This is a genomic window from Buchnera aphidicola (Eriosoma grossulariae) (assembly GCF_964059045.1).
GTDB classification, from domain to species: domain Bacteria; phylum Pseudomonadota; class Gammaproteobacteria; order Enterobacterales; family Enterobacteriaceae; genus Buchnera_D; species Buchnera_D aphidicola_A.
On sequence record NZ_OZ060402.1, the window covers coordinates 240,220 to 256,768 of the forward strand.

Annotated in this window: 10 protein-coding genes; 8 read left to right on the forward strand and 2 right to left on the reverse strand. The window is 21.8% G+C overall.

The annotated features are described in order from the left end of the window. Nucleotides 1-21 precede the first annotated feature (21 nt). The 6 genes from pyrH (at nucleotide 22) to dnaE (ending at nucleotide 9,038) form a co-directional block, all read left to right on the forward strand. The gene (gene pyrH / locus AB4W51_RS01025) at nucleotides 22-756 is read left to right on the forward strand and encodes a UMP kinase (RefSeq protein WP_367676818.1); all 735 of its coding nucleotides are present in this window, start codon (nucleotides 22-24) and stop codon (nucleotides 754-756) included. 138 nt (nucleotides 757-894) lie between these two features. Continuing rightward, nucleotides 895-1,452: a ribosome recycling factor gene (gene frr, locus AB4W51_RS01030; RefSeq protein ID WP_367676762.1), complete on the forward strand. Its 558-nt coding sequence runs from the start codon at nucleotides 895-897 to the stop codon at nucleotides 1,450-1,452. A gap of 362 nt (nucleotides 1,453-1,814) precedes the next feature. Continuing rightward, nucleotides 1,815-4,250: an outer membrane protein assembly factor BamA gene (bamA, locus tag AB4W51_RS01035; RefSeq protein WP_367676763.1), complete on the forward strand. Its 2,436-nt coding sequence runs from the start codon at nucleotides 1,815-1,817 to the stop codon at nucleotides 4,248-4,250. Nucleotides 4,251-4,332: 82 nt separating this feature from the next. Next, entirely contained in the window at nucleotides 4,333-4,776 is a 444-nt protein-coding gene (gene fabZ, locus AB4W51_RS01040; protein ID WP_367676764.1) for a 3-hydroxyacyl-ACP dehydratase FabZ, read from the forward strand. 121 nt (nucleotides 4,777-4,897) lie between these two features. Beyond that, nucleotides 4,898-5,485, forward strand: a complete 588-nt coding sequence (locus tag AB4W51_RS01045; RefSeq protein WP_367676765.1) for a ribonuclease HII — start codon at nucleotides 4,898-4,900, stop codon at nucleotides 5,483-5,485. A gap of 55 nt (nucleotides 5,486-5,540) precedes the next feature. Further along, on the forward strand, nucleotides 5,541-9,038 hold the full coding sequence (dnaE, locus tag AB4W51_RS01050) for a DNA polymerase III subunit alpha (protein WP_367676766.1): 3,498 nt from the start codon (nucleotides 5,541-5,543) through the stop codon (nucleotides 9,036-9,038). Between the two features lie 39 nt (nucleotides 9,039-9,077). Here dnaE and AB4W51_RS01055 read toward each other — a convergent pair whose 3' ends face one another. Next, a complete protein-coding gene (locus AB4W51_RS01055) occupies nucleotides 9,078-10,778 on the reverse strand; it encodes a proline--tRNA ligase (protein ID WP_367676767.1) in 1,701 nt (566 codons plus the stop codon). A gap of 303 nt (nucleotides 10,779-11,081) precedes the next feature. Here AB4W51_RS01055 and flhB point away from each other — a divergent pair, with 303 nt between their 5' ends. Both flhB and flhA read left to right on the forward strand, forming a co-directional pair. Beyond that, a complete protein-coding gene (gene flhB / locus AB4W51_RS01060; RefSeq protein WP_367676768.1) occupies nucleotides 11,082-12,239 on the forward strand; it encodes a flagellar biosynthesis protein FlhB in 1,158 nt (385 codons plus the stop codon). Then, nucleotides 12,232-14,343: a flagellar biosynthesis protein FlhA gene (gene flhA, locus AB4W51_RS01065; protein ID WP_367676769.1), complete on the forward strand. Its 2,112-nt coding sequence runs from the start codon at nucleotides 12,232-12,234 to the stop codon at nucleotides 14,341-14,343. The genes flhB and flhA overlap by 8 nt, the downstream gene beginning before the upstream one ends. 217 nt (nucleotides 14,344-14,560) lie before the next feature. On the opposite strand, the gene argS is transcribed toward flhA, so the two are convergent. Next, entirely contained in the window at nucleotides 14,561-16,297 is a 1,737-nt protein-coding gene (gene argS, locus AB4W51_RS01070; RefSeq protein ID WP_367676770.1) for an arginine--tRNA ligase, read from the reverse strand. Nucleotides 16,298-16,549: the final 252 nt, after the last annotated feature.

Consider the following 16,549-nt stretch of genomic DNA (forward strand, 5'->3'; position numbering starts at 1 on the left):
GTTTACACAATAATGACCATTATGAAAAAAAATAAACCTATATATCGACGTATTTTATTAAAAATAAGTGGTCAAACATTACAAAAAAACATTAATGGATTTGGAATAGATATTCAATCAATTGATCGTCTTGTCAAAGAAATTAAAATTTTAGTAGATTATGGTGTAGAAATTGGATTAGTTATAGGTGGTGGTAATTTATTTCGAGGTTTTCATTTAAAACAATTAGGAGTAAATAAAATTATTTCTGATCAAATAGGCATTTTATCTACTGTGATCAATAGTTTAGCCGTGAAAGATGCAATTCATAGAGCATCTATGAATGTTCATTTAATGTCTGCAATTAAAATTAATGGTATTTGTGAAGGTTATGATTATGAAAAAGCTATTCATTTATTATCAAATCAACATGTTGTTATTTTTGCAGCAGGAATAGGAAATCCGTTTTTTACTACTGATTCAGCTGCATGTTTAAGAGGAATTGAAATTCAAGCTGATATTCTTCTTAAAGGAACTAAAGTCAATGGAGTATATAATTTAGATCCAGAAAAAAATTTAAATGCTGTTATGTATAAACAACTAAGTTATCATACGGTATTAAAACATGAATTTCAAGTAATGGATTTATCAGCTTTTACTTTAGCCAGGGATCATTGTTTGCCAATTCGTGTTTTTAATATTAATAAATCTGGAGCTTTGCATCGTATTATATTAGGAGAAAATGAAGGTACATTAATTACTACTTCTAATAATTAAATTCATTTGAGTTTTTTAGATAATTAATAATTTTAAATAAAAAAATAATTTTTTTATTTTTTATTAGTAATAAAAATTGTCTTTAGTAAATATTTATATATTTTATTAAATAAAAATAAATCTTGGATAGGTATATATATGATATTGGAATTACAACAAGATGCTGAGAATAAAATGATTCACTGTGTTACGTTATTTAAAAATAATATTAATAAATTAAGAACTGGTAAAGCTTCACCAGAAATATTAGATAGTATTCATATTAAATATTTTGGTGTAAATAAATTATTAAGAAATATATCTAATATATCTGTCGAAGATTCTCGTACTTTAAAAGTGCATGTTTTTGATAAATCAATTAGTATTTTAGTACAAAAATCCATTATAAATGCTGATTTAGGTTTAAATATTAGTCTTTTAGGAGATATAATTCGTGTTTCATTTCCAATTTTAACAGAAGAAAGAAGAAAAAAATTAATTAAATTAGTTCGTTTAGAAGCTGAGCAAAGTAGAATTGCTATTCGTAATATTCGTAGATTATTTAATGAAAAAATAAAAAAACTTTTAAAGAAGAATATTATAACTAAAGATTTAGATCATAGTAGTCAAATAAATATTCAAAATAAAACTAATCAATATATAAAAAATATAGATTGTGTTTTACTTAGTAAAGAAAAAGAGTTAATGACGTTTTAAATTTAGAATTGATGTTCTATGTTAGAAAAAGTATTATATTAATTTTTTATCAATATATAACATTTCATATATTAATGATAATGAATAATTTATTTTTATTTTGGAATGGCATTTTTTTTTTATAAATAATTATTTTTGTTACATTTAATAAATTCTTAATTAAATGATTATTTTTAGAAGGGTATTATTTTTTATTTTAAATATATACAATATTTTTAAAAAATTTTTTCAATTTTTTAAAAATATTGTATATATTTATTTATCATTAACATTATTTAGAATTTTATATTTTTTAAAAAAATTAAAAATATTAATATTTAATAAAAATAATATATAGTAATAAATTACTGTAAGATAATCATATGACCATTTTAATCAAAAAAATATTTTTAGTATTTTTAATATTATTTATGATAAGTATCAATCATAATATTCAAGCTAAAAATAAATGGAAAGTAGATAAAATTCAAGTTTTTGGTTTGCATAGAATATCATTGATTCATGTTTTGCATACAATTAAAATTCATGTTAATCAATTTATTTCACAAAAGAATATTGATGATTCTATTTATGCATTGTTTTTAACAAAAGAATTTGAAAAAATTAAAGTATTTAAGTCTAATCATACTATTATTTTTCAATTACAAGAAAGATTAATTATTTCAAAAATTGATTTCTATGGTACAAAAATTTTTTCTTTGAAAATTTTAAAACAAAAATTAAAGGAATTAGGAATTGTTCAAGGTCATAGTTTTGATTTGTTTGCTATTGATGTTTTTAAAAAACAAATAAAAAATTTTTATCAGAAAATAGGAAAATATCAATTTAAAATACAGATTTTATATAAAATATTACCTAATAGTTGTGTTGATTTAAAAATATCTTTATTTGATGGTTATTTTTATATATTAAATGAATTAGAAATTACAGGAATCAAACATTTTTCATTAATAAAAATTAAAAATTTATTAAATACTAAAAAAAAAATATCAAAGTGGAATATTATAGGAGATAAATATTATTATCCTAATAATATATCAGAAGATTTGCAAAAAATACAAAATTTTTATTTCAATCATGGTTACATTCATTTTTTTGTTCATTCAATAAAATTACCTGTTATTAATAATAAAAAGATGATTTCAGTATTTATAAATGTACATGAAGGATATAGGTTTAATCTTTCTGATATTTTAATACATGGTGATTTATCATATTATTGTAATAAAATTATTAGAAAATTTCATTTTAAACATGGAGAACCTTATAATTTAATTAAGATTAATTATTTAAAATATGAATTATTAAAAATTTTTGTACAAAATGGATTTAATGATGCAAAAATAATTATTATTCCTGAAATAAATGAAGATAAACATGATGTAAAAATTCATGTGAATCTTTATACTGGTATTCGTTATATGATTCATAAAATTTATTTTAAGGGTAATCAATACACTAAAAATTCAATTTTGCGTAATATAATAGGAATTTCTGAAGGAGATGTTTTTAGAAAAAAAGATTTTTATCATGCACAACAAATATTACAACAAACAGGTTTTTTTAAAAATATTAATGTTGATATACATACTATTCCTAATTTAAATAATCAAGTAGATATAATATTTGACATAAAAGAAAATAATACTGGTTCGTTCAATTTTAGTTCTGGTTATGGATTTGAAACTGGGGTTAATATAAATTTAAATTTAAATCAGAATAATTGGTTTGGTTCAGGACAATTATTTTCAATTAATACATTAAATAATAATTACCAAACTTATGGAGAAATAGTATTAGATAATCCTTATTGGTCTAATAACAATAAAACATTAACAAATCGTATTTTTTATGATCAATTCAAAGGTGGTTATAGTCATTTTTCAAATTATACCGATACTAGTTATGGTTTTGATTCTAATATAGGATATGTTTTAAATGAAAATAATAAATTGCAGTTTGGAATAGGGTATGTGCATAATGGAATAGCTTATATTAAATCTACAGTATTGACCGATTATGATTTTTTTAAAAAACACAAAAGATGGAAAGTGAAAAAAAATGTATATCATATTACTGATGATTTTACTTTAAATTTTTTTTTAGATAGTTTTTATCCCTTTTTTTATAATTCAGATTGGTTAAAAAATTTTTTTAATATAACTGGCAAAATTACTATTCCTGGATCAGATAATAATTTTTTTAAGTTATTAGTGGAAAACCAACAATCGTTTTTTTTAGATAAACAAAAATTATTTAGATTGTTATTTCATTCTCGTTTAGGAATCGGTGATTCATGGATATCAGATACAAAAATGCCATTTTATGAAAATTTTTATGCTGGTGGATCGCATTCAGTACGTGGTTTTGCAATTAATAGTATAGGTCCAAAAATTAATACATATAATACTAATATTCATTCTTGTTCAAAATCGAATAAAAATGAAAATTGTTATATTTATAATTTTATTGGAGGAAATCGAATGCTGATCACGAATTTAGATTTATTTATAACTAATTTATTTTGTAAGAATGTAAATCAAAATAAATTTAATACTTCACTTTTTTTCGACTTAGGAACAGTTTGGGATACAAATTGGAAAAACATGTTAAATAATAATACTTCAAATAATTCTTTAAGTTATAAAAACCCTAATAAAATTCATAGTTCTGTTGGTTTATCATTAAAATGGAAATCATCATTAGGAGAAATATCTCTTTCTTATGCAGAACCAATAGGTACTTATAATAAGTATAAAATAGAAAAGTTTCAATTTAATATAGGGAAAATATCTTAAATAAATATTTTAAATTTTACAAAATTGTTTTTATTAATTCATGTATCTATTGATTATTGATTTTATTTTAATGAGTATAATTATGTATGAAAATAATATATTCGATTTAGATTTTATTTTTAATGCATTACATCATAGATATCCTTTTTTATTAGTAGATCGTATTATAAAATTTGAAAAAGATAATTTTATTATATCTATTAAAAATGTTACTATTAATGAATATTATTTTCAAGGACATTTTCCAATAAAAAAAATTGTTCCTGGTATTTTATTAATAGAATCTATAGCTCAAACAGCAGGTATTTTTTTATTTCAAAATAATATTTCTCAAAAATGTGCTAAAAAATATTATTTATCTAGCATTCATAAAGCTCAATTTAAAAAACCAGTAATTCCAGGAGATCAAATGATTATTAAAGTCATATTAGATCAATTTTTTAAAAATTTTTACAAATTTAATGCTTTGATAAAAGTTGATAATAATATTGTTTGCAAATCTATTATCACGTGTACTAATTTTTAAACATCATAAAATTATATTTATTAAATATATTGATAAAAATATTTTTAAAAAATTATTTTTTTATCGATTCAATAAGATTAATATCGTTTAATATTAATTTTAATTAAAATAAGTTAAAAATATGATTCAATATAATTTTTCTATAAAATCTTGTTTAACTGCTGGTGTAGATGAAGTGGGTTGTGGATCATTAGTAGGTAATATTGTAAGTGCTGCAGTTATTTTGAATAATATTAATTTTATTAATAATCTGAAGGATTCTAAAAAATTATCTATTAAAGAGCGATCACAGATATCTATTGAAATAAAAAAAAAATCAAGATGTTGGAGTCTAGGTTACGTCAACACTGAAGAAATAGAAAGATTAAATGTTTTTTATGCGAGATTATTAGCTATGTCTCGTGCCATTCAAAATTTAACGATATCTCCTGATTTTATTTTTTTTGATGGTAAACATATTCCTCAAGTTTCTATTCCATCGATGGCTATAGTTCGAGGAGATAATATTATTCCTGAAATTAGTGCTGCTTCAATTTTAGCAAAAGTAGAAAGAGATAATGAAATGATTAATTTACATAAACATTACCCAGAATATAATTTTAAAAAAAATAAAGGGTATCCTACTAAAGCTCATTTATCCGCTTTGTCAAAATATGGTATAACTATTTTTCATCGATTTAATTTTTCTCCTGTTAAAAAATTTTTATAAAACATATGGTATAAAAATAATACATTACAAATAAAAATAATTGGTAAGATAAAGAATGTATAATACTCAATTTGTTCATCTTCGTATACATAGTGATTATTCTTTAATAGATGGATTGTCTAAACCGGATAAATTAGTTCAACATGTATCTAATTTAAATTTTCCAGCGATGGCTATAACCGATTTTGGAAATTTTTATGGTATTATTAAATTTTATAAATCTGCTTATCTTGCAGGAATTAAACCAATTATTGGTGTTGATGTTAATATTCGGTCAAACATATTTCCAAATAAATTAACTAAATTAACTTTATTTGCTGCTAATAATCAAGGATATTATAATTTAATTATTTTAATATCTATGTCTTATCAGAAAGGTTATAAAAATTCTATTTTATCAGTATATATTGAACAAGAATGGTTATTAAAATATAAAAATGGATTAATTATTTTATCTGGAGGTATTTTTGGTGATTTAGGGATGAGTTTATTAACAAATAATAATAAATTAATTTTTAATTGTATATCTTTTTATAAAAAATATTTTCCTGATAATTATTATATTGAATTAACTAGAACTAATCGTATTAATGAAGATATTTATTGTAAAAAAGCTGTTTTAATAGCATTAAAAACTCATATTCCTGTTGTTGCAACAAATGATGTTCGTTTTATAAATAAAGAAGATTTTGATGCTCATAATGTACGTGTAGCTGTTCAAAAAGGTATTTCAATTAATAGTGCTTATTTATTACAAGAATATACATGTGAACAATATTTAAAAACAGAAGATGAAATGTGTAAATTGTTTTCAGACATTCCTCAAGCTTTATTTAATACTGTTGAATTAGCAAAAAGATGTAATGTAACAATTCGTTTAGGAGAATATTTTTTACCTCAGTTTCCTACTGGAAAAATGAATACTAAAAATTTTTTAATTTTAAAATCTAAAGCTGGATTAGAAAAAAGATTAAAAATTATTTATCCGGATAAAAATTTAAGAATATTAAAAAGAAAGAAATATGATTTAAGATTAGACAACGAGTTAAATGTAATTAATAAAATGGGTTTTCCTGGTTATTTTTTAATTGTTATGGAGTTTATACAATGGTCTAAAAATAACAATATTCCAGTTGGACCAGGAAGGGGTTCAGGGGCTGGATCATTAGTAGCATATGCTTTAAATATTACAGAACTAGATCCTTTATCTTTTGATTTGTTATTTGAAAGATTTTTAAATTCTGAAAGAATTTCTTTACCAGATTTAGATATTGATTTTTGTATTCAAAAACGAGATCAAGTAATTGAACATGTTGCTAGTATTTATGGTCGTGATTCAGTTTCTCAAATTATTACATTTGGGACTATGACTGCTCGAGCAGTTATTAAAGATGTAGGTAGAACATTAGGTTATCCGTATGGATTTTTAAATAGAGTTTCTAAATTAATTCCATTAGATCTTAGAATAACATTAGATAAAGCTTTATCTACATGTTCGGAATTAAATAATTTATATAAAATTAATCCAGACGTAAAAATATTAATTAATATTGCAAAAAAATTAGAAGGGGTGACTCGTAATATTAGCAAACATGCTGGTGGTGTTGTTATTTCTCCTACTAAAATTATTAATTTTTCACCATTATATTATGATGAAACAGGAAATAATCAAGTTACACAGTTTGATAAAAATGATATTGAAAATGTTGGTTTACTTAAATTTGATTTTTTAGGTTTAAGAACTTTAACAATTATTCATTCTGCTGTTAAAATGATTAATAATAATTATTATAATCAAGAAAAAAATAATTATGTTGATATAAATTTAATTTCTTTAAATGATAAAAAATGTTTTAATTATTTACAAAAAGCAAAAACTACTGCTGTTTTTCAATTAGAATCAACAGGAATGAAAGATTTAATTAAAAGATTAAAACCTGATACGTTTGAAGATATTATTGCTTTAGTCGCTTTATTTAGACCAGGTCCTTTGCAATCTGGAATGGTGGATAATTTTATTAATCGAAAACATGGTTTAGAAAAGATATATTTTCCAGATAAAAAATGGCAACATATATTATTAAAACCAATTTTAGAATCTACTTACGGTGTTATTTTATATCAAGAACAAGTAATGAAAATAGCTCAAGTTTTAGCTGGTTATACATTAGGACACGCTGATATTTTTCGAAGAGCAATGGGTAAAAAAAATCCAGAAGAAATGTCTAGACAGCGTTCTATATTTCAAGCAGGAGCACAAAAAAATGGAATTAATAGTAATTTATCGATTAAAATTTTTGATTTGTTGGAAAAATTTGCTGGATATGGTTTTAACAAATCACATTCGGCGGCGTATGCTTTAGTATCTTATCAAACTTTATGGTTAAAAGTAAATTATCCATCTGAATTTTTATCTTCAGCAATGAATTCTGAGATAGACAATACAAATAAATTAATGATTTTAATTGATGAAGTCTTTACAATTGGTATTGTTGTATTGCCTCCAGATGTAAATTATAGTGAATTTTATTTTTATGTTAATCAAAAAAAAGAAATTATTTATGGTTTAGGAGCAATTAAAGGAATAGGTAAAAATATTATATTGTCTATTTTAGAATCTAGAAAAAAATTCGGAAAGTTTAATGATATTTTTGATTTTTGTTTACGTTTAGATTCAAAAAAAATAACTCGTAGAATTTTATTAAAATTGATTATGTCTGGATCATTTGATTCTTTTAATATTCATAGATCTGCTTTAGTCGATATCTTAAATAATGTTATATATGCTACAAAACAATATATTATCGAAAAAACCAATAAACAAAATAACATATTTGGTAATATACATTATGAGTTTCAAAAAATTACAAAAAGTATTATTCAATCATCTTCTACTTGGTCAGAAAAACAAAAATTAAATTTTGAAAAAGAAACATTAGGGATTTATCTTACTGGACATCCAATTAATGAATATTTATATGAATTACTTCATTATACTCGTGGCTTTCGTATTAAAGATGTATTTTTAATTATACGTAATAAAACAAGTTGTATTATTGCTGGTATAGTAACAGATATTAAAAAAAAAATTACTAAAAATAATGATAATTTTTATATTTTACAAATAGATGATAAATCACATAGAATTGAAGTGATTATTTTTTCTAATTTAATAAAAAAATATCATAATTTATTGTTTAAAGATAATATATTAATTATTAAAGGTTATGTTGTAATTGATAAGGTAGCTAATTATTATAAAATAATTGCAGTACATATTATTAATTTAGATACTGCTAGACAAAAATATGTAAAAAAGATTGTTCTCTTCTTAAACATAGAAATGAATGAATTATTTTTAAGTAAATTATATAAAATATTAGAAAAGTATGTTGGTGGTCCTATTCCAATTTATATTAGTTATCAGAATAAAAAAAAAGTTTTTTTAAAATTTCCGTTAAATATTCAATGGTGTGTTTTTCCAAATGAAAAATTAATTTCTGATATTAATATAATGAAGGATATAAAAAAAATTCAATTTGATTTTAAATAGATTATTTTTAATATATTTTATTCAAGATAAAATTTTATTTTATAGTATTTCTTTAATAAAATTATTTATATCGTTTATATTAATCATATTTTTTATAGTACTATTCCTGTAATGATATTCAATATTGTTGTTTTTTAAATTTGTCTCGCTAATAATTAGTTGATGAGGAATCCCGATTAAATCCATTTGAGAAAAAATTATTCCTATTTGTTCGTTTTTATCATTAAATAAAACATCAATTTTATTATTAATTAATGTTTGATATAATGATTCTGAAATTTTTTGAACTATTTTTGATTTATATAAATTAATAGGTATAATTGCAATTTGAAATGGAGCTATTAAATTTGGCCATATAATTCCTTTATTATCATTGTTTTGTTCGATAATTGCAGCAACAATTCTAGTTATTCCTATTCCATAGCATCCCATACTTAAATTTTTATTTTCACCTCTTTTATTTTGTATATTTGCTTTAAAAATAGAAGAATATTTATTTTCTAATTGAAATATATGTCCAATTTCTATACATTGTTGTATTTTTAATATTTCTTTTTTTTCATTAAAAATATTTTTATCAAAATTGGTATCAATATTTTTGCTTATATCTAGAATCTGAGATTCTTTAAAAAAATTTTTCCAAATTTCATTAATATTAATCAAATGTTCATTTATTTTAATCCAATTTATATTTTTTAATGAATTTATAACAGATAAATCAGTAATAAGGAAAATATTATTTAACGTTTTTTTTAGATCTTGTTTTTGATTTTTAATAAATTCATTTTGTTCATCCTTTGAAGCATATTCAAGTGGGTTAATAATTATATCAATTTTCTCTAATTGTTTAAAATTTATTATGTGATTATTTTTTATGGCTACAGCAATAAATTTATCTTTTAGTTGATTTTCTTTTGCTTTTAATAAAATAATTTTTATTATTTTATTCAAATATAATTGATTTATTGTACTGATAATATTTTTTTGATTTTTTTGTATAATATTCTTTAAAAGAGATTGTGTAATTGATGGGTTGATATTAATATTTTCTGTATAATTAGATTCTTGAGAATACATAATCGTATCTTCTCCATTTTTTGAAAAAGCTTGAAATTCATGTGAAATTTCTCCTCCCATTATGTTTGAATCAGCTTTGACTGATCTATATTGTAATTTTAATTTATCAAAAATTTTTATATAAGTCTCGTGCATTATATGATACATTTTTGTTAATGATAATTTATTTAAATGAAAAGAATATGCATCTTTCATAATAAATTCACGTGATCTAATGACTCCTGAACGTGGTCGAATTTCATCTCTAAATTTATTTTGTATTTGATATAATAATATAGGTAGTTGTTTATAAGAATGTATTTCATTTTTTATTAAATAAGTAACTATTTCTTCATGTGTAGGAGCAAGAACAAATTGATGATTTTTACGATCGCATAATTTAAATAATTCATTCCCATATGTTGTCCATCTTTTACTTTCATGCCATAAGTTAGCAGGTTGAATAGCAGGCATATATATTTCTATTCCTCCTATTTTTTGTATTTCTGTATGTATAATTTTTATAATTTTATTTAATACTTTTATACCTGTTGGTAACCAAATGTATATACCGGAAGATAATTGTCTTATCAAACCAGCTCTTAACATTAATGTATGACTATCATTTTCTATATTTATTGGTTTTTCTTTCATAGTAAAAAGTAAATATTTGGTTGTTTTCATAAAAGTATCTCTAATTATTTTCTATAAGTAATTTTATATGTATAAAACATTATAAATTTATTTTAATTTGTATTAGAATGTTATTTTAAAATTTTTAATCTAAAATATATCAAGTATATATTTTGATCATTATTTTTAATGTAATCACCGCTATATATATCATATTTTATAAATAAAATATTTATTAATGAATATTTAATATTTTTAATTAGTGTAGTTATAAAAATATTTTATATAAACAGTTTTGATTTTTATTTTATTATAATCAGTGATCTTTATAGTAAATTAACAAAGGGAGTAATTGTGCATCGTGATAATAATGAAGAAAAAACAGAACAACCTACTAATTATAGATTACTTAAGGCTCAAAAAAAAGGAATAGGTAATAAGTATTCTCGTGAATTAAATTCAATCTTAATTTTGTTGATGGCTTTAATTAGTTTTAAATTATATATTCCAAATATTTTTTTTGAATTAAAAAAAATTATGTTTACTTGTTTTCATTTTAATGATTTTAATTTAAATGATTATAATTATACTATATTAATGTTATTGAATATGTTAAAAAAAATTTTTTTTATTTTTACACCTATAATAATATTATTAATTTTGATTATTGTGATTACTCCATTATTATTTAATAGTAAAAAATTAAATTTTTTATCTTTAAAATTTAATTTAACTATCTTAAATCCTATTAATGGATTGAAAAAAATTTTTTCATTACAAGTTATTATAGAATTTTTTAAAACAATATTAAAAGTATTTTTTATAATGAGTGTTTGTTTATTTTATTTATGGACATATATGCCAAATATATTATCATTATTATTTATAGATAGTATATTAGATGCATTGTATTTTGGCATTCATCAACTATTTGTTTGTTCTTTATTATCTATAATAAGTATGATACCAGTAGTTTTTTTTGACGTTATTTTTCAATATTTTAATTATTATAAAAATTTACGTATGAGTCGTCAAGATATACGTGATGAATTTAAACAAATCGAAGGTGATCCATTAATCAAACTTCGAATTCGTCAAGTGATGAAAGCTAATATACAAAAACGTATGATGATAGATTTACCTCAAGCGAATGTAATAATCAAAAACCCGATACATTATGCAGTAGCATTACAATATAATGAGAAAAAAATGAATGCACCGAAAATTTTAGCTAAAGGAGCTGGTGAATTAGCATTAAAAATTTGCAAAATAGGAGAACAGCATAGTATTCCAATACTTTCTTCACCAGCATTAGCTCGTACTTTATATCTTTATACAGAAATCGGACAATATGTTCCTAGTAAATTATATACTATGGTTGCAGAAGTATTAGCATGGGTATGGAAATTAGAAAAATGGAAAAAAGAAGGAGGAGATTATCCTTTGAAACCAAACATTTCTTTTGTTCCAGATGACATTAATTATATTAGAGAGAATACAAAAGATGGCTAATTTTGTTTCTTTTTTTCAACAATTAAAAAATTTTAAAAATTCTCAATGGCAAATATTAGTTGGTCCTATATTAATATTAATAATCTTGTCTATGATGGTTTTACCGTTACCATCTTTTTTGTTAGATATTTGTTTTACATTTAACATAGCTTTATCCATTATTATATTACTAGTTTCAATATTTACTAGAAATACATTAGAATTTACAGCTTTTCCAACTATTTTGTTGTTGTCTACATTATTAAGATTAGCTTTAAATGTGGCATCTACTAGAATTATTCTTTTAAATGGACATACTGGTTCTACTTCTGCTGGTTATGTTATTGAAGCTTTCGGTCATTTTTTAGTTGGTGGAAATTTTGCAATAGGTACAATTGTTTTTATTATTTTAGTAATTATTAATTTTATGGTTATTACCAAAGGTGCTGGGAGAATTGCAGAAGTTGGTGCTCGTTTTGTTTTAGATGGAATGCCAGGAAAACAAATGGCAATTGATGCAGATTTAAATGCTGGTTTAATTGGTGAAAAGGAAGCAAAAATTCGAAGACAAGAAATTAGTCAAGAAGCAGATTTTTATGGTTCTATGGATGGTGCGAGCAAGTTTGTGAGAGGAGATGCTATGGCTGGGATATTAATTATGGTAATTAATATTTTTGGTGGTTTAATTATTGCCATAGGACAACATCATATGATTTTAGAACAGGCAGCTAAAGTATATACATTATTAACCATCGGAGATGGATTAGTTGCTCAAATTCCAGCTTTAGTTATTTCTACTGCATCAGGTGTAATTGTTACTAGAGTTAGTACGCATCAAAATGTTGGAGAACAAATAATTAGTCAATTATTCTGTGATTTTCGTGTAATTTTTTTAAGTTCATTAGTATTGGGGGTATTCGGATTAGTACCAGGTATGCCTAATATGGTTTTTCTTTTATTTACATGTTTGTTATTATTTTTATCTTGGAAATTATATATTCATTATGAAAAATTACAATTATCTCAACTATCATTAGATCATAATGGATCAGAAAAAAATGAGTCTTTAATAAAGGATGCTTCATGGAATGATGTAGATTTAGAAGATGTAATAACAATTGAATTAGGAGAAAAGTTATTACCTATGATTGACATGGATATTGATGGAGATTTACAAAAACGCATTCGTTCAATTCGTAAAAAATTTGCTAAAGAAATTGGTTTTCTTCCTCCTCGTATACATATTTATCATAATAATGGATTATCTAGTAGTAGTTATAAAATTTTTATTAAAGGTTTAGAATTAGGATCAGGGGAAGTTTTTTATAACCGTTTTATGGCTATTGATCCAGGTAATTTAAATTTTGTTTTATCTGATGAGTTTACGAGAGATCCTACGTTTAATTTGCCAGCATATTGGATTGACTTGGATTTAGTAGAAGATGCTAATAAAAAAGGATTTACTGTAGTAAAACCTAGTATTATTATTGCAACTCACTTAAATGATTTAATATTCAAATATATTCATGAATTATTTGGCAGACAAGAAGCGCAGTTTTTATTAGAACATATTTCTAAAAAAATGCCAAAATTGATAGAAGATTTTATTCCTAATGTAATTAGTTTAACAGTATTTCATAAAATAATTTATAATTTATTATCGGAAAATATTTCTATTCGAGATATGAGAACTATTATAGAAACTATATTAGAACAGAATGTTAATATTAATAATCAACATCAAGAATTAACATCTATAGTTCGTATAGCTTTAGGAAAAACTATTACACAAAAATTTTTCCCTAAATCATTAAGTGTAATAAAAGTAATAGGTTTACATATAGAATTAGAACGTATATTATTACAAATTTTGCAATCTAGTAGTGGATGTATTGAACCTAATTTATCAGAAAGGTTATTAAATCAAACAGAAATTGCTATTAATCAGCAAAAATTACTTAACTTATCTATTATTTTATTAGTTAATCATTCATTGCGTTTGTTTTTGTCTAATTTTTTACGTCAAAAATTTCCTGAATTAGTAGTTTTGTCTCATATGGAAATTGTTGATAATCGTGAAATAAAAATTACTACTGTTATTGGTTCTTATCAATCAGACGTATAATTTTTATTAATAATAATACAATATCATTGCGATTGTTATTAATAATTAAATTTAATATAAATATTTTTATAGATAAAATATTCTTACATCAGTTAAACACGTAAACATAATAAAAAACTAGTTTTTAATCTTTTTGATTTTAAAATAAAAATTATTTTTTTTTATGAACGTGTTTTTACTTTATTAATATATTAAATATATAAAAAAATATATAAAATTATAAAAAACGTATTGTTTTAATACCTAATAGATATAATCCTTTTTTAATTGTTTTAGCAGTTAATAAAGATAATTTTAATCTACTTAAAGTGACATTGCTTTCGGATAAAAAAAGAATTGGATAATTTTGATAAAAATTAGAATATAATACTGATAATTCATATAGATATTGACATATTAAATGGGGGTATCCGCTTTTTTTTACTTGTTCTATTGTTTCTTCAAATTGTAAAATTTTTAATCCTAATTTTTTTTCTAGTTTTTGTTTTAAATTAATCCCATTTGGTAATTTGAACATAGATATATTACCTTTTCTAAAAATAGATAATATTCTAGTATAAGTATATTGAATATATAGAGCAGTATTACCTTCCAGTAATAAAATTTGATTCCAATTAAAAATATAGTTACTTGTTCTATTTTTTGATAAATCTGCATATTTAATGGCTCCAATACCTATTTTTGCAGATTTATTTTGAATTTCTTCTTCAGATAATAAAGGATTTTTGTTTTTTATAATAATTTTAGTTCTTTCAATAGATTCTTTGATTAAATCTGTTAATTTTATAGTATTACCACTTCTAGTTTGAAATGGTTTGTTATTGTTAGATAATATCATTCCAAAATAATGATGTATAATTTGAATATTATCATTAATGTAACCTGCTTTTTTTGCTATTTCACATATATTTCTTAAATATGGCACTTGTCTAGAGTCAGTATAATAAAAAATTTTATGTGCATTTAAAATATTAGAACGATATTTTAAACAAGCAAGATCGATACTAGCATATAAAGAAGCACCGTCTTTTTTTTGAATGACTACACCCATAGTATGATTTTTTTTATTTTTCATATTATCAATTAATACGACAATAGAATTATTTTTTTCTACTGCTAATTTTTTTTTTTTTAAATCTTGTATGATATCAGGTATCATATTATGATATGCACTCTCTCCTTTTATATCTTTATTTCTTAAAGTGGTATTTAATATTTTATATATTTTTTCATTTTCTATTATTGTTACATTGACTATTCTTTTCCATAGTAAATATATTTTTTTGTCTTTTTTTTGTAATTTAACTACATATTTTCTAGATAATTCTGCAAAATATTCATTATCTAAATACATTTTTTTTGATAATTTATAATATTTTTCTAATGCTTTTAAATTAATTTTTTTTAATGTATTGATTTTTTTTTCATTCTGTAAATACGCTAACAGTATTCCAAATTGAGTCCCCCAATCACCGATATGATTTGCTCTAATAACTTTATGACCATAAAACTCCATAATTTTTACCATAGTATCTCCAATTATTGTTGAACGTAAATGTCCAACATGCATTTCTTTGGCTATATTTGGAGAAGAATAATCTATAACAATTTTTTTTGGGTTTTTAGAATGATAAATGCCTAAACGAGAACATTGTATAATTTCTTCTAATTTTTTTTCAATCCAAGTGGTTTTTAAATAAATATTTATAAAACCTGGCTCAGATATTTCAATATGATCACAAATATTATATAAACAAATATTCGCAATAACTTTTTTAGCTAAGATCATTGGTGAAATTGTTAAATTTTTAGCGATTTTCATAATTCCATTGATTTGATAATCTCCTTTTTGTTTTTTTAATGATTGAATTATCACCGGATCATAGTGTTGTGGAATACCACTATTAATTAATGCTAATTTAACATGTTTAGATAAAATTTTTTGTATATTCATTGTTTTCCTAATATATATTGATATTTTAATTTAAATATGTATTAATCATAAAAAATATTTTATAAAAAATATTAAAAATGATTCATTGTTTAATGATATACGTATATTATAAATTTTAAAAATTAAAATATATATAATTTTGTATTTTTAACAAAATAAAAAGATAAAAAGATTGACTTTTATAATAAATAATGTATTATGAATAAAGTTTCATTATCTGTTGCTCTTTAAAAATATCAGAAAATCTATGTG

Bases quoted from the DNA above. Each gene is read 5' to 3' on its own strand.
- dnaE (WP_367676766.1), top strand. From the start codon at position 5,541: ATGTATAATACTCAATTTGTTCATCTTCGTATACATAGTGATTATTCT.
- frr (WP_367676762.1), top strand. From the start codon at position 895: ATGATATTGGAATTACAACAAGATGCTGAGAATAAAATGATTCACTGT.
- fabZ (WP_367676764.1), top strand. From the start codon at position 4,333: ATGTATGAAAATAATATATTCGATTTAGATTTTATTTTTAATGCATTA.
- argS (WP_367676770.1), bottom strand. From the start codon at position 16,297: ATGAATATACAAAAAATTTTATCTAAACATGTTAAATTAGCATTAATT.
- AB4W51_RS01055 (WP_367676767.1), bottom strand. From the start codon at position 10,778: ATGAAAACAACCAAATATTTACTTTTTACTATGAAAGAAAAACCAATA.
- bamA (WP_367676763.1), top strand. From the start codon at position 1,815: ATGACCATTTTAATCAAAAAAATATTTTTAGTATTTTTAATATTATTT.
- flhA (WP_367676769.1), top strand. From the start codon at position 12,232: ATGGCTAATTTTGTTTCTTTTTTTCAACAATTAAAAAATTTTAAAAAT.
- AB4W51_RS01045 (WP_367676765.1), top strand. From the start codon at position 4,898: ATGATTCAATATAATTTTTCTATAAAATCTTGTTTAACTGCTGGTGTA.
- pyrH (WP_367676818.1), top strand. From the start codon at position 22: ATGAAAAAAAATAAACCTATATATCGACGTATTTTATTAAAAATAAGT.